Source organism: Variovorax sp. UC122_21 (genome assembly GCF_044056785.1).
Lineage (GTDB): Bacteria > Pseudomonadota > Gammaproteobacteria > Burkholderiales > Burkholderiaceae_C > Variovorax.
Genome location: NZ_CP172004.1, coordinates 5,097,733 through 5,117,225, shown reverse-complemented (window position 1 = coordinate 5,117,225; position 19,493 = coordinate 5,097,733). Strand labels below are relative to the sequence as shown.

Below are 19,493 nucleotides of genomic sequence, written 5' to 3'. Positions count from 1 at the left end.
GTGGAGAAAAAGGGGGGGACGGCCTCATTCGGCCTTGATGTTGGCGGCGCGCACGAGCTGGCCGTAGTGCTCGAACTCCTGCCGGTTCATGGCCGCGAAGGGCTCGCCGATCAGGCTGCCGGGCTCGCCGCCCAGGGCCTTGATGCGGGCCTGCACGTCGGGCAGCTGCAGGCTGCGCGCGAGCTCGGCGCTCAGGCGCTCGACGGCGGGGCGTGGCGTGCCGGCCGTCACGTAGAGGCCGTACCAGGTCGAGACGTCGGCGCCCTTGACGCCCTGCTCGGCCAGCGTGGGCACGTCGGGCAGCTCGGGCGAGCGCTGCGGCGCGCTCACGGCCAGCGCGCGGAACTTACCGGCCTTGATCTGGCCCATGGCCGAGGAGGTGCTGTCGAACATCATCTCGACCTCGCCCGCGATGATGTCGATGTGCGCCTGCGAGCTGCCCTTGTAGGGCACGTGCACCGACTTCATGCCGGTGGCCAGGTTGAAGGCCTCGCCGCCCACGTGCTGGGTGCTGCCGATGCCCGAGGAGGCGTACTTGAAACCGCCGGGCTTGGCCGCCATCGCGGCCAGCAGATCCTTCACCGATCTATAGGGCGAGCTGGCCGACACCACCAGCACGTTGGGCATCACGGCCACCAGGCCCAGCGGCTGCAGGTCTTTCAGCGGGTCGTACTTGAGCTTGAGGATGTGGGGCGCCACCGCCTGCGCGGTGTTGGTGGCCAGGAGCAGCGTGGCGCCGTCGGCCGGCGCGCGTGCCGTGAGCTCGCCCGCGATGGTGTTGGAGGCACCGGGCCGGTTCTCGACCACCACCGGCTGCTTGAGCGCGGGCGAGAGCTTGTCGGCCAGCACGCGCGCGAGGATGTCGGTGCCGCCGCCCGGCGAGGCGCCGACCATGATGCGCAGCGGCTTGTCGGGGTAGGCGGGCGCGGTCTGGGCGGCGGCGAGGCCGCAGGCCAGCACGAGCGTGGCGGCGAAGGCGCCGGCGCAGCGCTGCCGGAAGGCCGGGGAAAAGGGGCGCATCGGGGTTGTCTCCTGCTTGTTGGTCTTGGACGCCATTGCTTTCCATGCATGGCGAGGCTGCAGGTTAGGCCGTTCGCTCCTCGCGATCCAATCGAAATTGGCGGGGTCTCCATATACTTTTGGTGATGACCGTCCAGAAAGCTTCCCCCGATGCCTCGTTGATGCTGCAGGTGCGCCCGCGCCAATTGCTGCTGCTGGTGCGCCTCGACGCCCACCGCCACCTGGGCCGCGCGGCCGAGGCCATGAACATCAGCCAGCCCGCGGCCACCAAGCTGCTGCAGCAGCTCGAGGATTCGCTCGGAGAGAAGCTGTTCGAGCGGCTGGCGCGCGGCATGGAGCCCACGCCCTACGGCGAGATCCTGGTGCGCTACGCCCACCGCGTGGTCAGCGACTTCGGCAGCGCGCGCGAGGAGATGCTGGCGCTGCGCTCCGGCCTCAGCGGCGCGCTGCGCGTGGGCAGCGTGCCGGGCGCGGTGCCCGAGTTGCTGGCGCCGGCGCTGGTCGAATACCGTCGGCGCCATCCGCAGGTGGCGGTGTCGGTGGTGGTCGAGACCAGCGACGTGATGCAGGCCCAGCTCGAGCAGGGCGAGGTCGACCTGGTGCTGGGCCGGCTCACCGACGGGCACGACGAGTCGCGCTACGCCAGCGTGCCGCTGCTGGGCGAATCTCAGGTGGTGGTGGTGCGCGGCGGCCATCCGGCCTTCGAGCGCGAGGGACTCACGCTGGCCGACCTGGCGGCCTGGCAATGGGTGCTGCAGCCGCCGGGTTCGCCGCAGCGCGGGCGCTTCGAGGCCGCGATGCGCGAGGCCGGCGTGCAGGCGCGGCTCGACATCCTCGAGACCGCCTCGCCGATCGCCATCACGGCGCTGCTCGAGAGCTCCGACATGGCGGCCGTCATGCCCGCCTCGCAGGCCCGGCACTACGCGCGGCTGGGCCTGCTGCGGGTGGTGCCGATCGAGCTGCCGGTGCGCGTGCCGCCGATCTGCCTGGTCACGCGCGAGGACCGGGCGCTCTCGCCCGCGGCGGCCCAGTTCCGGCGGCAGCTGCTGGGCACCGGTTGAACGCTTTGGATTGCCTGCGGCACATGCTGTATTGCGTTGACTAGGGAATTCACTAGCCAATCGGTGCATGAAAGTACTGTCGTTGACATTCGAAGTACCAAAACCGCAAGCGTGTTTATCCAGAATCCGGGCACGGCGACCCGAGGGGGCGTCGCTCACCCTCTAGGAGACAACATGCAGCGTTTTCTGAAAGCGGGCCTCGTCCTCGCACTCGCCGGCACCGGGCTCGTCGCCCAGGCCGCCACCGAACTCGTGATCGCGACCGTCAACAACGGCCACATGATCGAGATGCAGAAGCTCACGCCCTTCTTCGAGAAGGCCAATCCCGACATCAAGCTCAAGTGGGTCACGCTGGAAGAGGGCACGCTGCGCCAGCGCGTGACCACCGACATCGCCACCAAGGGCGGCCAGTTCGACGTGATGACCATCGGCCTGTACGAAGCGCCGATCTGGTCGAAGAAGGGCTGGCTGCAGCCCATCGCCACCGACGCCGCCTACGACGCCGACGACCTGCTGCCCGCGATCCGCGACGGCCTGTCGTACCAGGGCAAGCTCTACGCCGCGCCCTTCTACGGCGAGAGCTCGATGCTCATGTACCGCAAGGACCTGGCCGACAAGGTCGGCTTCCAGATGCCCGAGCAGCCGACCTGGGCCCAGGTGAAGGAACTGGCCGGCAAGATCCACGACCCCAAGGCCGGCGTCTACGGCATGTGCCTGCGCGGCAAGCCGGGCTGGGGCGACAACATGGCCTTCCTGACCACGCTGGTCAACACCAACGGCGGCCAGTGGTTCGACATGCAGTGGAAGCCGCAGATCGACACCAAGCCCTGGAAGGACGCGATCGGCTTCTACGTCGACCTGATGAAGGCCTACGGCCCGCCAGGCGCCTCGGCCAACAGCTTCAACGAAAACCTCGCGCTCTTCAATGAAGGCAAGTGCGGCATGTGGGTCGACGCGACCATCGCAGCCTCGTTCATCAGCGATCCCAAGCAATCGAAGGTGGCCGACAAGGTGGCGTTCGCGCAGGCACCGGTGGCCGTCACGCCCAAGGGCGCCAACTGGCTGTGGACCTGGAACCTGGCGATCCCCGCCAGCTCGACCAAGGCCGCCGCCGCCCAGACCTTCGTGAAGTGGGCCACCTCCAAGGACTACATCAACCTGGTCGCCAAGGAGCAGGGCTGGGGCGCGGTGCCCACCGGCACGCGCAAGTCGACCTACGCGAACGCCGAGTTCCAGAAGGTCGCGAAGTTCGCCGCCGCGGAGAAGAAGGCCATCGACAGCGCCAACCTCAGCGACAGCACGCTGCCGAAGTCGCCCTACGTCGGCGTGCAGTACGCGGCCATTCCCGAGTTCCAGGCCATCGGCGTGGCAGTGGGCCAGCAGATGAGCGCGGCGCTCGCGGGCAAGGTCACGGTCGACCAGGCGCTGAAGACCTCGCAGACCACGGCCGAGCGTGAGATGAAGAAGGCCGGCTACTACAAGTAAGCCCTGCTGCGTCTTCCCTCTCCCCGTGGGGAGAGGGCAGGGTGAGGGGGTGCTCGCCGCGGGCGCCGCATGCCCTCACCCCCACCCTCTCCCGCAAGCGGGAGAGGGGGCCACAGCCAGAGAGGAACACACAATGAAAAGACTCCTGCCCCGCGCACTCATGGCGCCGGCCGTGCTCACGCTCTTCCTCTGGATGATCGTGCCGCTCGCGATGACGTTGTACTTCTCGTTCGTGAACTACAACCTCATGCAGCCCGGCGACCATCCCTTCGCGGGCCTCGCCAACTTCGAGTACTTCGTCACCGACCCGGACTTCTGGCCCGCGACCTGGAACACGCTGCTCTTGATCGGCAGCGTGATCGGCATCACCGTGGTGCTCGGCGTGCTGCTCGCGCTGCTGGTCAACGAGCCCTTCCCGGGCCGCGGCATCGTGCGCGTGCTCTTGATCTCGCCCTTCTTCGTCATGCCCGCGGTCAACGCGCTGCTGTGGAAGCACATGATGATGAACCCGATCTACGGCATCCTGGCCGACGTGTGGCGCATGTTCGGCGCCCAGCCGATCGACTGGCTCACCGACGTGCCGCTGCTGTCGGTGATCATCATGGTGGCCTGGCAATGGCTGCCGTTTGCCTGCCTGATCTTCATCACCTCGCTGCAGTCGCTCGACCGCGAGCAGATGGAGGCCGCGCGCATGGACGGCGCGAGCGCGTTCCAGCGCTTCTTCTACCTCACCGTGCCGCACCTCGCGCGCCCGATGGCGGTGGTGATCATGATCGAGATGATCTTCCTGCTCAGCGTGTTCGCCGAGATCGCCATCACCACCAACGGCGGCCCGGGCAACGAGAGCACGAACATGACCTACATGATCTTCAAGCAGTCGCTCATGAACTTCGACGTGGGCGTGGCCTCGGCCGGCGCGCTGTTCGCGGTGGTGCTGGCCAACATCGTGGCCGTGTTCCTGATCCGCATCATCGGCAAGAACCTGGATTAGTCATGTTGCACACCCCCAGTCTTCGCGCACTTCGTGTCGCTTCGCCAACCCCCTTGCAGGGGGCAACACCAACGGCCCGGCAAAGCCGGTTCCGTGGTGTTCCTGGAATGGGCCGTGTCTTGCCCACCGCACGATGGAGTAGCTGAACCATGCAACAACAAGCTCCCAGCAATTTCCTGCCGCAACTGCTGCGCACCGTCGGTGCCTGGGCCGTCGCGCTGCTGCTGTTCTTCCCGCTCGGCTGGCTGTTCCTCACGGCCTTCAAGACCGAGCTGCAGGCGATCCACGTGCCGCCGCTGTTCATCTTCGAGCCCACGCTCGACAACTTCGGCGAGGTGCAGCGGCGCAGCGACTACCTGCTGTACGCGCGCAACTCGCTGATCACCAGCCTGGGCTCGACCATCCTCGGCCTGTTGATCGCGGCGCCGGCCGCGTACTCGATGGCCTTCTTCCGCACGAAGAAGACGCGCGACATCCTGATGTGGATGCTCTCGACCAAGATGATGCCGGCCGTGGGCGCGCTGGTGCCGATCTACGTGCTCGCGCAGACCGCGGGCCTGCTGGATTCGCTGAGCGCGCTGACCATCGTGTTCACGCTGTCGAACCTGCCGATCATGGTGTGGATGCTCTACAGCGCCTACAAGGACATCCCGAACGAGATCCTCGAGGCCGCGCGCATGGACGGCGCGAGCCTGTGGACCGAGTTCCGCCATGTCGTGCTGCCGCTGTCGGTCGGCGGCCTGGCTTCCACCGGCCTGCTGTGCCTGGTGCTGAGCTGGAACGAGGCCTTCTGGGCACTCAACCTCACCTCCGCCAAGGCCGGCACGCTGGCCACGCTGATCGCTTCCTACTCCAGCCCCGAGGGCCTGTTCTGGGCCAAGTTGTCGGCGGCCTCGCTGATGGCCATCGCGCCCATCGTGGTGTTCGGCTGGTTCAGCCAGAAGCAGCTCGTCCAGGGCCTGACCTTCGGCGCCGTCAAGTAAAGAAAGGGAGACACCCCATGGCCTACCTCCAACTGAAGAACATCAAGAAGAGCTTCGGCGAAGTCGACATCATCAAGGGCGTCGACCTCGAGATCCAGAAGGGCGAGTTCATCGTCTTCGTCGGTCCCTCGGGCTGCGGCAAGTCGACCCTGCTGCGATTGATCGCGGGGCTCGAACCGATCAGCAGCGGCAACCTGCTGCTCGACGGCAAGGACATCACCTGGGCCCCCTCGGGCAAGCGCGACCTCGCGATGGTGTTCCAGAGCTACGCGCTCTATCCGCACATGAGCGTGTACGACAACATGTCCTTCGCGCTCAAGCTCGCCGGCACGAACAAGTCCGAGATCAAGACCAAGGTCGAGCATGCGGCGAAGACGCTGAACCTCACGCAGTACCTCGACCGACTGCCCAAGGATCTCTCGGGCGGCCAGCGCCAGCGCGTGGCCATCGGCCGCGCCATCGTGCGCGCGCCCAAGGTGTTCCTGTTCGACGAGCCGCTGTCGAACCTCGACGCGGCGCTGCGCGGCAACACGCGGGTGGAGATCCACAAGCTGCACCGCGCACTCGGCGCGACCACCATCTATGTCACGCACGACCAGGTCGAGGCCATGACCCTGGCCGACCGCGTGGTGGTGCTCAAGGACGGACTGATCGAGCAGGTCGGCACGCCGCTCGAGCTCTACGACCGCCCGGCCAACCAGTTCGTCGCGCAGTTCATCGGCATGCCCTCGATGAACATGGTGGCGGCCAGCGCCATCCCGAGCTTCTCGGCGGCCACCGGCGGCCGGCTGCCGAGCGACGGCTTCCTCGGCGTGCGGCCCGAGGGCCTGCGCGTGCATCCGAAGGCCGGTGCGCCGGTGTCGGACGTGCAGGGCCGCGTCGAGCTGATCGAGGCGCTGGGCGCCGACACGCTGATCCACGTCGACGTGGGCGGCGTGCCGCTGGTGGCGCGCCAGAACGACCGCACGCCGCTGCAGGCCGGCGACGACGTGGCGGTCGAGCTCGATCCCTCGGTGCTGCACCTGTTCACGCGCGACGGGCGCGCGGTCGCGGCCTGAATCCCTTCCCTCGTTTCACTCTTCCTCTTCCGGGACATTCTTCGTGACTCTCGCAGCAGCACCCCTTCCACCCGCTCCCTCGGAGTTCACGGTGCTCCACCTCGGCCTCGGGTCCTTCCACCGGGCGCACCAGGCGGTCTACCTGCAGCGGCTGATCGACGCGGGCGACACGCGCTGGTCGATCTCGGGCGCCGACATCCGGCCCGACATGGCCGAGGTCGTCGAGGCGCTGCGTGCGCAGGGCGGCAGCTACACGCTCGAGACCGTGTCGCCCGCGGGCGAATACCGCTACGAGCAGATCGAGGCCATCCGCGAGGTGCTGCCCTACGAGCCCTCGCTCGCCGGCCCGATCGCGCGCGGCGCCGCGCCGTCCACGCGCATCGTCTCCTTCACCGTCACCGAGGCCGGCTACTACCTCGACACCAAGGGCCGGCTCGACCTGTCCTTCGCCGACCTCGCCACCGACATCGCGCGTGCCGCGAAGGGCGAGGCGGGCGGCGAGGGCGTGACCATCTACGGCGCCGTCTGCGCGATCCTGCGCGCGCGCAAGGCCGCCGACGCGGGCCCGCTCACGCTGCTGAACTGCGACAACCTGCGCCACAACGGCGAGCGCTTTCGCGCCGGCCTGCTCGAGTTCATCGAGCGCGCGGGCGATGCCGAGCTGCTGGCCTGGACGCAGGCCAACACGCGCTGCCCCAATGCCATGGTCGACCGCATCACGCCGCGCCCGCCGCCCCGAGCTGCGCGCGCGCGTCAAGGCCGCCACCGGCCGCGACGACGCGGCCGCGATCACCGGCGAGAGCTTCATTCAGTGGGTCATCGAGGACGACTTCGCGGCCGGCCGCCCCGACTGGGCGCGCGTGGGCGTCGAACTGGTGGACTCGGTGCAGCCCTACGAGGAGGCCAAGATCCGCATCCTCAATGCCACCCACAGCTGCATCGCCTGGGCCGGCACGCTGGTGGGGCTCGGCTTCATCCACGAGGGCACGCACGACGCCGCCATCCGAAAGATGGCCTTCGACTACGTGAGCGACGACGTCATTCCCTGCCTGACCCCGAGCCCGATCGACCTCGCGGCCTACCGCGACGTGGTGCTCGATCGCTTCGGCAATCCCGCCATCCGCGACACCAACCAGCGCGTGGCCGCGGACGGCTTCTCGAAGATCCCGGGCTTCATCGCACCCACCGTGCGCGAGCGGCTGGCCGCGGGCCAGCCCATCGACAGCGTGGCGATGCTGCCCGCGCTGTTCCTGGCCTTCCTGCGGCGCTGGCATCGCGGTGCCTTGCCCTATGCCTACCAGGACCAGGGCATGGACGAAGCCGTGGCGCATGCCATCTGCGACGCGGCCGACCCGGTCGCGGCGCTGTGCGCGGACGCGGGCCTGTGGGGGCCGATCGCGGGCGATGCGCGGCTGGTCGATGCGGTGCGCCGCGCGAGCGGGCGTGTCGCGGACTTCGTGAGCGCGAAGGCATGAGCACGCGGCTGCAGGATCGCCATGTGCTGCTGACCGGCGCCGGCGGCGGCATCGGCCTGGCGGTCGCCGAGGCCTGCATCGCCGAGGGCGCGCGCTGCAGCGTGGTTGACCGCGCTGCAGCCCCTTCCGAGGCGGTGCGCGCACTGCAGCAGCGCCATCCCGATCGCCTGGCCTACATCGCGGCCGACGTGACCGACATGCAGGCCATCGCGCGCCTGCTGGTCGAGGCGCAGGTGGCCTTCGGGCCGATCCACGTGCTGTTCAACAACGCCGCCGTGTTCGATCTCGCGCCGCTGCTCGACAGCGACGAGGCCTCGTTCGACCGCCTGTTCGCCGTCAACGTGAAGGGCATGTTCTTCGTCATGCAGGCCGTGCTGCGCCACATGGTCGAGGCCGGCACCCGCGGCGCCTCGGTCATCAACATGGCCTCGCAGGCGGGGCGGCGCGGCGAGGCGCTGGTGTCGCACTACTGCGCGACCAAGGCGGCCGTGATCAGCTACACCCAGAGCGCGGCGCTCGCGATGGCGCCGCATGGCATCCGCGTCAACGGCATCGCGCCCGGCGTGGTCGACACGCCGATGTGGGACCAGGTCGACAGCCTGTTCGCCAGGGCCGAGGGGCTGGCCCTCGGCGAGAAGAAGCGGCGCGTGGGGCTCGAGGTGCCGCTGGGCCGCATGGGCCTGCCGGGCGACATCGCGGGTGCGGCCGTGTTCCTGGCCAGCGACGAGGCGCGCTACATCACGGCGCAGACGCTCAACGTCGATGGCGGCAACGTCATGAGCTGAGATGGCGATGCACGCCGCATTGAAGTCAGGAAAGTATCGGAACGCTTCCGTCGTGCGCGGTGAAGCGCGGGCCGCCCGGTGAGAAGATAGCCGTCCTCTGTTTCGAACCCTTCATGCACGACGACTTCCATCTCTACCTCGACAGCGCCGACCTCGCGCAGCTGCGGGCCTGCCTGCCGCATCCGGTCGTCCATGGCGTGACGACCAACCCGACCTTGCTCCAGCGCGCCGGTGTCGGCCGTGCCGAAGTGCCGGGCCTGCTGCAGCGCTGCATCGAACTGGGCGCGCGCCAGGTGCAGGCGCAGGTGTATTCGAGCGAGGTCGACGGCATGCTCGAGGACGCGCAGGCGCTGCTGCCGAAGTTCGACGCCGGCCAGCTCGTCATCAAGATTCCCGCCACGCGCCAGGGCCTGGTGGCCGGCGCGCGGCTGATCGCGCAGGGCGTGCCCGTGACCTGGACCGCCGTCTACGCGCCCGAGCAGGCGCACTTCGCGGCGCAGCTCGGCGCGGCCTACGCGGCGCCCTACCCTCGGGCGGCTCGAGGATGCGGGCGAGGACGGCCTCGCGCTGATCGCGCGCATGCAGTCGCTGGTCGCGCAACGGCCCGCGTCGGCCACGCGGCTCTTGGTGGCGAGCATCCGCTCGCGCGAGGCCTACCTGTCGCTGCTCGCGCTGGGCGTCGGCGCCATCACGATCCCGCCGCGCCTGTTCGCCGAACTGCTCGACCATCCCGCCACCCTGGCCGCCGAACGCGGCTTCCTGGACGACGCCCGCGCCCTGAACTGACCGAAGAAAATCCTGTCCTCACCATGCGCATTGCACTCACGGGCGAAGCCCTGATCGATTTCACCGCCAGCGAGGCCGGCGCCCTGGCCTTCCTCGGCCACGAGGGCGGTTCGCCGCTCAACACGGCCGTGGCCTGCGCGCGGCTGGGCCAGCACACCGGCTTCTTCACGCAGCTCTCCACCGACCTGTTCGGCGAGCGGCTGATGGCCTTCCTCGAACGCAATGGCGTCGACACCGGCTTCATCCTGCGCAGCAGCGCGCCCTCGACCCTGGCCTTCGTCGAGCGCACGCCGCAGACCAACCGCTATGCCTTCTACACGCACGGCAGCGCCGACGCGACCTGGGCGCCCGAGCCGCTGCCGCAGCTGCCGGCCGACTGCCGCTTCCTGCACTTCGGCTCGATCTCGCTGCTGCAGGAGCCGGCCGCGACGCGCATCGCCGACCTGGTGAGCGCGAACGCGGGCCGCTGCGTGATCGTGTTCGATCCCAATGTGCGGCCCAGCCTGATCCCCGACCTCGCGGCCTACCGCCTGCGTGTCGCCAACTGGTTCGCGATGGCCGACCTGGTCAAGCTCAGCGACGAGGACGCGGCGCTGCTCGCGCCGGACCGCCCGGTCGAGGCGCTGGCCGCCGAGATCCTGGCCGCGGGCGCGCGCGCCGTCATCGTCACGCGCGGCGGCGAGGGCGCCACGCTCTGGCGCGCGGGCAAGGCGCCGCTGTCGGTGGCCGCGCCGCGTGTGCAGGTGGTCGACACCATCGGTGCCGGCGACACCTTCACGGCCGGACTGTCGGTCGCGCTGCTCGACCAGGGCGTGGAGCACCGCGACCAGCTCGCGGCGCTCGGCGACGATGGCTGGCGCGCGGTGATGCGCTTCGCCGCCACCGCCGCGGCCCTGAACTGCACCCGCGAGGGTGCCGATCCACCGGTGCTGGCGGCCGTGCAGGCGGCGCTGGCGCAGGGAGACAATCGCTAGTCGTTCTGGCAGCGGGCGCGGCCCGCCAGCGAGCATGCAGCCATGACCACCACCACCCGCAAGCGTTCGATTCCCCGCCAGCGCCAGCCCGAGCTGGAGCGCGACTTCGCGCGCTCGCCCTCGCTGGGCTACGAGGCGCCCGAGGAGACCGGCCTGGTGCGATGCCTGGCGCACGGCTTCCCGAGTCCACTGGTGCGCTGGCACTTCCACGAGGACTACGAGCTGCACCTGATCACCGAGACCTCGGGCAAGGCCTTCATCGGCGACTGGATCGGGCCGTTCCAGCCCGGCCACCTGGTGCTGTGCGGCCCGCGGCTGCCGCACAACTGGATCTCGCTCGACGTGCCCGAGGGCGGCGCCGCCGGGCGCGACCGCGTGATCCAGTTCCGCCACGAGCCGATCGAGCAGGCCGCGGCGCAGATCCCCGAGCTGCGCGAGGTCATGCAGCTGCTCGAGCGCGCGCGCCACGGCATCGAGTTCTTCGGCCTGTCGCAGCAGGCGCAGCGGCACTGGGACGACATCAAGGCCGCGCGCGGCGTGCGCCGGCTCGGGCTGTTCCTGGGCTTCCTGGCCGACCTCGCGCAGTGCACCGACTACCGGCTGCTGTCGAGCGTGCAGATGCAGGGCGCGCAGGGCGCCGACGGCGACGCGCAGGTCGACCAGATCAACGGCATCGTCAACCGCATCACCAACAACATGACCGAGCAGCTCTCGATGGCCGACCTGGCCGCCGAGCTCGGCATGAGCGAGAGCCGCTTCAGCCGCTTCTTCCGCCGCTCCACCGGCAACAGCTTCACCGACTTCGTCAACCGCGTGCGCATCAACAGCGCTTGCCACCTGCTGATGCAGACCGACCACTACGTGACCGACATCTGCTACCAGGTCGGCTTCAACAACGTGGCGAACTTCAACCGGCGCTTCCTCGAGATCAAGGGCATGACGCCCAGCGAGTTCCGCCGCCAGGCCGACACCCGCTTCGGCAACGGCATGGCCTGAACGCCGCCTTTCATCCAAACCCACCGGGAGCTTCTCTTGTATCTGGGACTCGACCTCGGCACGTCCGAGTTCAAGGCGCTGCTGCTCGCCGACGATCACCGCATCGTCGGCGTGGCGCGCGCATCGCTGACCGTGGACCGGCCGCATCCGCTGTGGTCCGAACAATCGCCCGCGCAATGGTGGCAGGCGCTCGAGCAGGTGATGGCGCAGCTGCGCGCCGACCAGCCGGCGGCGCTCGCGCAGGTGCGCGCCATCGGGCTGTCGGGCCAGATGCATGGCGCCACCTTGCTCGACGCGGCCGGCGAGGTGCTGCGCCCGGCCATCCTCTGGAACGACGGCCGCAGCGGCGCGCAGTGCGAGGCGCTGACGCGCGCGGTGCCGCGCCTGGGCGAGATCGCGGGCAACCTCGCGATGCCGGGCTTCACCGCGCCCAAGCTGCAGTGGGTGCGCGAGCACGAGCCCGAGCTCTTCGCGCGCGTGGCGCGCGTGCTGCTGCCCAAGGACTGGCTGCGCTTCATGCTCAGCGGCGAGGCGGTCGGCGAGATGTCCGATGCGGCCGGCACGCTGTGGCTCGACGTCGGCGCGCGCGACTGGTCCGACGAGCTGCTCGCGGCCACCGGCCTCACGCGTGCGCAGATGCCGCGGCTGGTGGAGGGCAGCGAGGTCTCGGCCACGCTCAAAGCCCAGCTCGCCGAACGCTGGGGCTTGGCTGCGGACGTGAAGATCGCCGGCGGCGCGGGCGACAACGCCGCCAGCGCGGTCGGCATGGGCATCGTGGAGCCGGGGCAGGGCTTCGTCTCGCTCGGCACCTCGGGCGTGATCTTCGTGGCCTCGAGCCGCTTCGAACCGAATCCCGCGCAGGCGGTGCATGCCTTCTGCCATGCGTTGCCGGGCCGCTGGCACCAGATGTCGGTGATGCTCTCGGCCGCGAGCGCCGTGAGCTGGGCCTCGCGGCACCTGGGCTTCGGCGACGAGGCCACGCTGCTGGCGGCGGCCGCGCGGCTCGACGACGCGGCGCGTGCGCGCGCGCCGATCTTCCTGCCCTACCTGTCGGGCGAACGGTCACCGCACAACAACGCGAACGCGCAGGGCGTGCTGTTCGGGCTCACGCAGGCGCATGGCGCCGACGACATCGCCTATGCGGTGGTCGAGGGCGTGAGCTTCGGCCTGCGCGACGGGCTCGACACGCTGGCGCGGCCCGCGGGCGCGCTGGCGCTGGTGGGCGGCGGTGCGCGCAGCGCCTGGTGGGCGCAGCTGCTGGCCGACATCCTCGAGGTGCCGCTGACGCTGGCCGAGGGCGGCGAGGCCGGCGGCGCACTGGGCGCCGCGCGGCTGGCCTGGCTGGCCGATGGCGGCGCGATCGCCGCGGTGTGCACCGCGCCGGCGGTGCGGCAGCGCTTCGATCCGAAGGCCGGGGCCGCGGCGGGACATCGCGCGCGGCATGCGCGCTTTCGCAAGCTCTATCCGCTACTGCGCGCGTCGTTCGAGGCCTGACCCTCCCCATGGGGGAGAGGGGCCGGCGCCTCAGTGCGCCGCGACGATCGCGATGCCCTTGATCTGCCCCGCGGCCTTGGTCGAGGCCGGCGCCGCATAGCGCTGAGGCCGCAGCCGGTGCAGCAGTTCGGCTTCGCGCGCACGCGCCAGTGCGAGGTTGCCGATCTTCACGTGGCCGTAGCCGCGGATCGTCATCGGCAGCGCGGCGATGTCGGCCAGCAGCTTCTGGTCGGCGGCCGCCATGTCCTGCGCCAGTTCGTCGAGCCGGGCCTCGAAGTGGGCGATCAGCTCGCGCTCCAGCCGCCGCTCCTGCGTACGGCCGAAGGGGTCGAAGGGCGTGTGGCGCAGCGCCTTGCCGCGCGCGAGCACGCGCATCGCCGGCAGCATCCAGGCACCGAAACGGATCTTGCGCGGTGCCTGGCCGTTCTTCGGCGGCGCGAGGAAGGGCGGCGCCATGTGGAACTCGAGCTTGATCTTCTCGCCCTCGAACTGCTCCATCAGGCTGCGCTGGAAGCTGCCGTCGGTGTACAGGCGCGCGACCTCGTACTCGTCCTTGTAGCTCATGAGCTTGAGCAGGCTGCGCGCCGCGTTGCGCGTGAAGGGCAGCGAGGCATCGCCGCCGAGCGCCGACTCGCGCTGCTGCAGTGCGCGGATGCGGGTCTCGAAGCGCCGCGCCCAGGCGGCGTTCTGGTAGCCCGAGAGATGGGCCACGCCGCGCGCGACGATGGCCTCGAGGTCGTTGCCGTCGGCCGCGTTCGCGAGGTCCATCGCCGACGCCGGCTGCAGCGTGTCGCCCAGGCGCTTGAGCCCTTCGGGATCGGCCGCGGCCATGCGACCCAGCGCGAAGGCCAGGCGGTTGGCGGCGACCGCCACGCCGTTGAGCTCGATGGCGCGCATCAGCGCCTCGAAGCCCAGCGGCACCAGGCCGAGCTGCCACGCGTAGCCCACGGCGAGGATGTTGGCGGCCAGCGTGTCGCCGATGAACTCCTCGGCCAGCGCCTGCGCGTCGAAGGTCTTCACCTGCTCCTCGCCGGCCGCGAACTGCAGCTTCTCGAGCAGCAGGTCGATGTGCAGCTCGGCGTCGGGATTGCGCAGCGACTCGGCGACCGGGATCTCGTGCAGGTTCGCGAGGATGCGCGTGCGGCCGTGGCGCACCGCCTGCAGCGCCTCGGGCGAAGCGCCGACGACGAGGTCGCAGGCTAGCACGGCATCGGCCTGCTGGGTGTCGATGCGGGCCTGGTTCAGGCGCTCGGGATGGCTCGCCATGCGCACGAAGCTCAGCACCGAGCCGCCCTTCTGCGCGAAGCCCATGAAGTCGAGCACGCTCGCGGCCTTGCCCTCGAGGTGCGCGGCCATCGCGACCAGCGCGCCCACGGTCACCACGCCGGTGCCGCCAACGCCGGTGACCAGCAGGTCGTAGGGCGCGTTGTCCCAGTCGTGGCCCGGAGGCTGCGGCAGCGCGGCGGCACGCGCCAGCACGGCATCCTTCTCGCGCTGCAGCGCGCCGGCCTTGCGGCGCAGCGAGGCGCCGGTCACGCCCACGAAGCTCGGGCAGAAGCCCTGGGCGCACGAATAGTCCTTGTTGCAGTGGGTCTGGTCGATCTGGCGCTTGCGGCCCAGCGGCGTCTCGTGCGGCACCACCGCCACGCAGTTGCTCTGCACCGTGCAGTCGCCGCAGCCCTCGCACACCGCCTGGTTGATGAACAGGCGCTTGGGCGGATCGGCGAGCTCACCCTTCTTGCGCCGGCGGCGCTTCTCGGCGGCGCAGGTCTGTTCGTAGATCAGCACGGTGACGCCCGCCACCTCGCGCAGTTCGCGCTGCACCGTGTCGAGCAGGCTGCGGTCGTGGAAGCCGGTGCCGGCCGGGAAGCGGTCCTTCTGGCCGTCGTACTTGCGGATGTCGTCGCTGACCACCACCACGCGCGCCACGCCTTCCGACTCCACCTGGCGCGCGATCGCGTCGACGGTGATGACGCCGTCCACCGGCTGGCCGCCGGTCATCGCGACCGCGTCGTTGAACAGGATCTTGTAGGTCATGGTGGCCTTGGCCGCCACCGCCTGGCGGATCGCCAGGTAGCCCGAGTGGTAGTAGGTGCCGTCGCCGAGGTTCTGGAACACGTGCGGCACGCGCGTGAACTTGGAATGCGAGATCCAGTCCACGCCCTCGCCGCCCATCTGCACCAGGCCCGCGGTGCCGCGCTCCATCCAGCTGGCCATGAAGTGGCAGCCGATGCCGGCGCGCGCGGTCGAGCCCTCGGGCACCTTGGTGCTGGTGTTGTGCGGGCAGCCGGCGCAAAAGTAGGGCAGGCGCTTCACGGCATCGCTGGCGTTGGCCAGCAGGTCGGGCGGCGTGAAGTCGCGCACGCGCTCGGTCGGGCGGCCGATGCCGTCGGCGCCGCCGACGTGGCGCTCGAGCCATTCGGCCACGCGCTCGATCAGCCGCGAGGGCCGCAGCTCGCCGAGCGCCGAGATGAAGGGGCGACCGTCGCGGTCGTGCTTGCCGACCAGCGCCGGGCGTGCGTCGGCCGGCGCGTTGTAGAACATGTCGCGCAGCTGGCTCTCGACGAAGGCGCCTTTCTCCTCGATCACCAGCACCTCGGCCAGGCCCGCGGTGAAGGCGCGCATGCGGGTCTGCTCGAGCGGGAAGCTCAGGCCCACCTTGTAGATGCGCACGCCGGCCGCGGCCAGGCGCTCGGTCGGGATCTCGAGGCGGCGCAGCACCTCCATCAGGTCGTAGTGGGCCTTGCCGCAGGTCACGATGCCGACGCGGGCCTCGGGGCTCTCGACCGCGACGCGGTCGATGCTGTTGACGCGCGCGAACGCGGCCACCGCCTCGTGCTTGTCGGCCAGCCGCGACTCGATGCGCAGCGAGGGCAGGTCGGGCCAGCGGTAGTGCAGGCCGTCGGCCGGCGCATGGTGGCCGGTGGCCTCGCGCACGCCGTCGGCATCGAGCCAGGCGGCGCTGCGCGCGAGGATCAGGTCGAGGTCGACCGTGCTCGAGCTCTCGACCACCTCCGACAGCGCCGGCATGCCGACCCAGGTGCCCGAGTAGCGCGAGAGCGCGTAGCCGTAGAGGCCGAACTCCACCAGTTCGGCCACGTTGGCCGGCTGCACCACCGGCATGCTCCAGGCCGCGAAGGCCTGGTCGGACTGGTGCGGCATCGACGAGGACACGCAGCCGTGGTCGTCGCCCGCCACCACCAGCACGCCGCCGTTGGGCGAGGCGCCGTAGGCGTTGCCGTGCTTGATGGCGTCGCCCGCGCGGTCCACGCCCGGGCCCTTGCCGTACCACATGCCGAACACGGCATCGACCTCGCGCTCGGGGTCGGACTCCACGCGCTGGGTGCCGAGCACCTGGGTGGCGGCCAGTTCCTCGTTGATGGCGGGCACGAAGCGCACGCCCTCCTGCTCGAAGCGGCTGCCGGCCTTCCAGATCGCCTGGTCGACCATGCCGAGCGGCGAGCCGCGGTAGCCGCTGACGAAGCCGCGGCTGTCGAGGCCGCGCGCGGCATCGCGCTGGCGCTGCATGCACAAGAGGCGCACCAGCGCCTGCGTGCCGGTGAGGAAGACCACGCCCGCGCTCGCCCAGAGGTTGTCGGCGAGCTGGTAGCCCGGACGGGCGAGGGTGGTCGTGGCGGCGGTTTCGGCGGCGCGGGTGGGGGCTGCGGCCGAAGATAAGTCATTCGAATTCATTGCGAGATTGTTGTTCTCGCTCAGGAGGAATATTCTCTTGAATCACTACAGGGTGACCCTGGAATCAGGAATATCCATCTCGAAAATCGCCATGAACGACGAATTCATTCCTCTCGACCATCATTCGCTGCGCATCCTCGACGAACTGCAGCGCGACGCGCGCCAGACGGTGCAGCAGATCGCCGACGCGGTGGGGCTGTCGCCCACGCCGTGCTGGCGCCGCATCAAGGACATGGAGGCCAGCGGCGTGATCCGCGGCTACACGGTGATCGTCGACCGCGAGAAGGTGGGGCTGAACCTCGCGGCCGTGACCGAGGTGAACCTCGACCGCCACAGCGAGGCCAAGGTGCGCGACTTCGAGCGCGCCGTGGCCGCGAGTCCGCAGGTGGTGCGCTGCGCCTCGGCCACCGGCCCGGCCGACTACATCCTCACGGTGCTGGTGCCCGACATCAAGCACTACGAGCAGTTCCTGCACACCACGCTGTTCGAGCAGGCCGGCGTGACGCACGTGCGCTCGGCGATCGTGCTGCGCGAGGTCAAGGCCGATGCGCCGCTGCCGATCGACATGGCGTCGACCGCGGCGGGGCCTAGGCGCAGGGCGCGCGGCTGACTGAAGCGGCGCGCCCAAAGAAAAAGGCCGGGGCGAACCCCGGCCTTCTTCGTGTCTGAACGACCCGCCCGTCGAACGCCGAAGCGCTCGCCGGGCGAGAGGCAATTACATGCCCATGCCGCCCATGCCACCCATGCCGCCCATGTCGGGCATGCCGCCGCCGGCAGGAGCGTCGTCCTTCGGAGCGTCAGCCACCATGGCTTCGGTCGTCAGCAGCAGCGAGGCCACCGAAGCGGCGTTCTGCAGCGCGGTGCGGGTCACCTTGGTCGGGTCCAGGATGCCCAGCTCGAGCATGTCGCCGTACGAGTCGTTGGCGGCATTGAAGCCGTAGTTGCCCTTGCCGGCCAGAACCGCGTTGACCACCACCGAGGCTTCGCCGCCGGCGTTGTTCACGATTTCGCGCAGGGGAGCTTCGATGGCCTTCAGGACCAGCTTCACGCCGGCGTCCTGGTCGGCGTTGTCGCCCTTCACGCGGTCGCCCACGGCTTGCTTGGCGCGCAGCAGGGCCACGCCACCACCGGCAACCACGCCTTCTTCCACTGCAGCGCGGGTGGCGTGCAGGGCGTCTTCGACGCGAGCCTTCTTTTCCTTCATTTCGACTTCGGTGGCGGCGCCGACCTTGATCACGGCAACACCGCCGGCCAGCTTGGCCACGCGCTCTTGCAGCTTTTCACGGTCGTAGTCGCTCGTGGCTTCCTCGATCTGCACGCGCACTTGCTTCACGCGGGCTTCGATGTCGGCAGCAGCGCCGGCGCCGTCGATGATGATGGTGTTTTCCTTGCCCACTTCGATGCGCTTGGCCTGGCCCAGGTCGGCCAGCGTCACCTTCTCGAGGGTCAGGCCGACTTCTTCGGCGATGACCTTGCCGCCCGTCAGGATGGCGATGTCTTCGAGCATGGCCTTGCGGCGGTCGCCGAAGCCAGGCGCCTTGACGGCCACGACCTTCAGGATGCCGCGGATCGTGTTCACGACCAGCGTCGCCAGGGCTTCGCCTTCGACTTCTTCGGCAATGATCAGCAGCGGACGACCGGCCTTGGCGACTTGTTCCAGCGTGGGGAGCAGGTCACGGATGTTGCTGATCTTCTTGTCGAACAGCAGCACGAAGGGGTTGTCGAGCAGCGCCGATTGCTTCTCGGGGTTGTTGATGAAGTAGGGCGACAGGTAGCCGCGGTCGAATTGCATGCCTTCGACGACGTCCAGTTCGCTCTCGAGCGACTTGCCGTCTTCGACGGTGATCACGCCTTCCTTGCCGACCTTGTCCATCGCGTCGGCGATGAGCTTGCCGATGGTTTCGTCGCTGTTGGCCGAGATCGAGCCGACTTGCGCGATTTCCTTCGAGGTGGTGGTGGGCTTCGAAGCCTTCTTCAGCTCTTCGACCAGGGCCGTCACGGCCTTGTCGATGCCGCGCTTCAGGTCCATCGGGTTGATGCCGGCGGCCACGTACTTGAAGCCTTCGCGCACGATGGCTTGTGCCAGCACGGTCGCGGTGGTGGTGCCGTCACCGGCGTTGTCCGAAGTCTTGGAAGCCACTTCCTTCACGAGCTGGGCGCCCATGTTCTGGAGCTTGTCCTTGAGTTCGATTTCCTTCGCGACCGACACACCGTCCTTGGTCACGGTGGGGGCGCCGAACGAACGCTCGAGCACCACGTTGCGGCCCTTGGGGCCCAGGGTGACCTTGACCGCGTTGGCCAGGATGTTCACACCCTCGACCATGCGTGCGCGGGCTTCTCCGCCGAAGACGACGTCTTTTGCTGCCATGTTGTATTACTCCGAATAGGGGATGGGTGGATTACTTCTCGACGACCGCGAACAGGTCGTCTTCCTTCATGACCAGCAGTTCGTCGCCGCCGACCTTGACGGTCTGGCCGCTGTACTTGCCGAACAGGACGCGGTCGCCGACCTTGACGGTCAGTGCGGCCAGTTCGCCCTTGTCGTTGCGCTTGCCCGGGCCCACGGCCAGGACTTCACCCTGATCGGGCTTTTCGGCGGCGGCGTCGGGGATGACGATGCCCGAGGCAGTCTTGGTTTCGCTGTCAACACGCTTGACGATCACGCGATCGGCCAAAGGACGAAGTTTCATTG

Annotated in this window: 14 protein-coding genes and 2 pseudogenes; 12 read left to right on the top strand and 4 right to left on the bottom strand. The window is 69.3% G+C overall.

What is annotated here, in order from left to right; all coding sequences use genetic code 11:
* Positions 1-24: 24 nt before the first annotated feature.
* Positions 25-1,020 carry a Bug family tripartite tricarboxylate transporter substrate binding protein gene (locus ACHMXE_RS36825; protein ID WP_395348737.1) on the bottom strand — a complete coding sequence of 332 codons (996 nt, stop codon included), beginning with the start codon at positions 1,018-1,020 and terminating at the stop codon, positions 25-27.
* Positions 1,021-1,145: 125 nt separating this feature from the next.
* On the opposite strand from ACHMXE_RS36825, the gene ACHMXE_RS36820 reads away from it, so the two are divergent.
* The 11 genes and pseudogenes from ACHMXE_RS36820 to xylB all read left to right on the top strand — a co-directional run bounded on the left by ACHMXE_RS36820 (position 1,146) and on the right by xylB (position 13,108).
* Entirely contained in the window at positions 1,146-2,081 is a 936-nt protein-coding gene (locus ACHMXE_RS36820) for a LysR family transcriptional regulator (RefSeq protein WP_395348736.1), read from the top strand.
* 174 nt (positions 2,082-2,255) lie between these two features.
* Complete coding sequence (locus ACHMXE_RS36815) at positions 2,256-3,566, top strand: ABC transporter substrate-binding protein (RefSeq protein WP_395348735.1); 1,311 nt, start codon at positions 2,256-2,258, stop codon at positions 3,564-3,566.
* A gap of 133 nt (positions 3,567-3,699) precedes the next feature.
* Positions 3,700-4,557, top strand: a complete 858-nt coding sequence (locus ACHMXE_RS36810; RefSeq protein WP_057594079.1) for a carbohydrate ABC transporter permease — start codon at positions 3,700-3,702, stop codon at positions 4,555-4,557.
* Between the two features lie 149 nt (positions 4,558-4,706).
* On the top strand, positions 4,707-5,540 hold the full coding sequence (locus tag ACHMXE_RS36805; protein WP_093352143.1) for a carbohydrate ABC transporter permease: 834 nt from the start codon (positions 4,707-4,709) through the stop codon (positions 5,538-5,540).
* Positions 5,541-5,557: 17 nt separating this feature from the next.
* Positions 5,558-6,598 (top strand): ABC transporter ATP-binding protein, encoded by a 1,041-nt coding sequence (locus ACHMXE_RS36800; protein ID WP_395348734.1) that lies wholly within the window; start codon positions 5,558-5,560, stop codon positions 6,596-6,598.
* A gap of 91 nt (positions 6,599-6,689) precedes the next feature.
* Positions 6,690-8,073, top strand: a pseudogene (gene dalD / locus ACHMXE_RS36795) (D-arabinitol 4-dehydrogenase).
* Complete coding sequence (locus ACHMXE_RS36790; protein ID WP_057594075.1) at positions 8,070-8,858, top strand: L-iditol 2-dehydrogenase; 789 nt, start codon at positions 8,070-8,072, stop codon at positions 8,856-8,858. The pseudogene dalD and the gene ACHMXE_RS36790 overlap by 4 nt, the downstream one beginning before the upstream one ends.
* A 113-nt stretch (positions 8,859-8,971) precedes the next feature.
* Positions 8,972-9,644, top strand: a pseudogene (locus ACHMXE_RS36785) (transaldolase family protein).
* 23 nt (positions 9,645-9,667) lie between these two features.
* Complete coding sequence (locus ACHMXE_RS36780) at positions 9,668-10,618, top strand: carbohydrate kinase (RefSeq protein WP_395348733.1); 951 nt, start codon at positions 9,668-9,670, stop codon at positions 10,616-10,618.
* 42 nt (positions 10,619-10,660) lie between these two features.
* Positions 10,661-11,614: an AraC family transcriptional regulator gene (locus ACHMXE_RS36775; protein ID WP_261209677.1), complete on the top strand. Its 954-nt coding sequence runs from the start codon at positions 10,661-10,663 to the stop codon at positions 11,612-11,614.
* Between the two features lie 36 nt (positions 11,615-11,650).
* Positions 11,651-13,108, top strand: a complete 1,458-nt coding sequence (xylB, locus tag ACHMXE_RS36770; RefSeq protein WP_395348732.1) for a xylulokinase — start codon at positions 11,651-11,653, stop codon at positions 13,106-13,108.
* 30 nt (positions 13,109-13,138) lie between these two features.
* Here xylB and ACHMXE_RS36765 read toward each other — a convergent pair whose 3' ends face one another.
* A complete protein-coding gene (locus tag ACHMXE_RS36765; RefSeq protein ID WP_395348731.1) occupies positions 13,139-16,801 on the bottom strand; it encodes an indolepyruvate ferredoxin oxidoreductase family protein in 3,663 nt (1,220 codons plus the stop codon).
* Between the two features lie 91 nt (positions 16,802-16,892).
* Here ACHMXE_RS36765 and ACHMXE_RS36760 point away from each other — a divergent pair, with 91 nt between their 5' ends.
* Entirely contained in the window at positions 16,893-17,411 is a 519-nt protein-coding gene (locus ACHMXE_RS36760) for an Lrp/AsnC family transcriptional regulator (RefSeq protein WP_057597712.1), read from the top strand.
* A 105-nt stretch (positions 17,412-17,516) separates the two neighbouring features.
* Here the strand turns inward: ACHMXE_RS36760 and groL are convergent, their stop codons facing one another.
* Positions 17,517-19,169, bottom strand: a complete 1,653-nt coding sequence (gene groL, locus ACHMXE_RS36755) for a chaperonin GroEL (protein WP_395348730.1) — start codon at positions 19,167-19,169, stop codon at positions 17,517-17,519.
* 31 nt (positions 19,170-19,200) lie between these two features.
* Entirely contained in the window at positions 19,201-19,491 is a 291-nt protein-coding gene (locus ACHMXE_RS36750) for a co-chaperone GroES (protein ID WP_007835162.1), read from the bottom strand.
* Between the last annotated feature and the right edge of the window lie 2 nt (positions 19,492-19,493).

Bases quoted from the DNA above. Each gene is read 5' to 3' on its own strand.
- groL (WP_395348730.1), bottom strand. From the start codon at position 19,169: ATGGCAGCAAAAGACGTCGTCTTCGGCGGAGAAGCCCGCGCACGCATG.
- ACHMXE_RS36775 (WP_261209677.1), top strand. From the start codon at position 10,661: ATGACCACCACCACCCGCAAGCGTTCGATTCCCCGCCAGCGCCAGCCC.
- ACHMXE_RS36805 (WP_093352143.1), top strand. From the start codon at position 4,707: ATGCAACAACAAGCTCCCAGCAATTTCCTGCCGCAACTGCTGCGCACC.
- ACHMXE_RS36815 (WP_395348735.1), top strand. From the start codon at position 2,256: ATGCAGCGTTTTCTGAAAGCGGGCCTCGTCCTCGCACTCGCCGGCACC.
- ACHMXE_RS36780 (WP_395348733.1), top strand. From the start codon at position 9,668: ATGCGCATTGCACTCACGGGCGAAGCCCTGATCGATTTCACCGCCAGC.
- ACHMXE_RS36810 (WP_057594079.1), top strand. From the start codon at position 3,700: ATGAAAAGACTCCTGCCCCGCGCACTCATGGCGCCGGCCGTGCTCACG.
- ACHMXE_RS36750 (WP_007835162.1), bottom strand. From the start codon at position 19,491: ATGAAACTTCGTCCTTTGGCCGATCGCGTGATCGTCAAGCGTGTTGAC.
- ACHMXE_RS36765 (WP_395348731.1), bottom strand. From the start codon at position 16,801: ATGAATTCGAATGACTTATCTTCGGCCGCAGCCCCCACCCGCGCCGCC.
- ACHMXE_RS36800 (WP_395348734.1), top strand. From the start codon at position 5,558: ATGGCCTACCTCCAACTGAAGAACATCAAGAAGAGCTTCGGCGAAGTC.
- ACHMXE_RS36820 (WP_395348736.1), top strand. From the start codon at position 1,146: ATGACCGTCCAGAAAGCTTCCCCCGATGCCTCGTTGATGCTGCAGGTG.
- ACHMXE_RS36825 (WP_395348737.1), bottom strand. From the start codon at position 1,020: ATGCGCCCCTTTTCCCCGGCCTTCCGGCAGCGCTGCGCCGGCGCCTTC.
- ACHMXE_RS36760 (WP_057597712.1), top strand. From the start codon at position 16,893: ATGAACGACGAATTCATTCCTCTCGACCATCATTCGCTGCGCATCCTC.
- ACHMXE_RS36790 (WP_057594075.1), top strand. From the start codon at position 8,070: ATGAGCACGCGGCTGCAGGATCGCCATGTGCTGCTGACCGGCGCCGGC.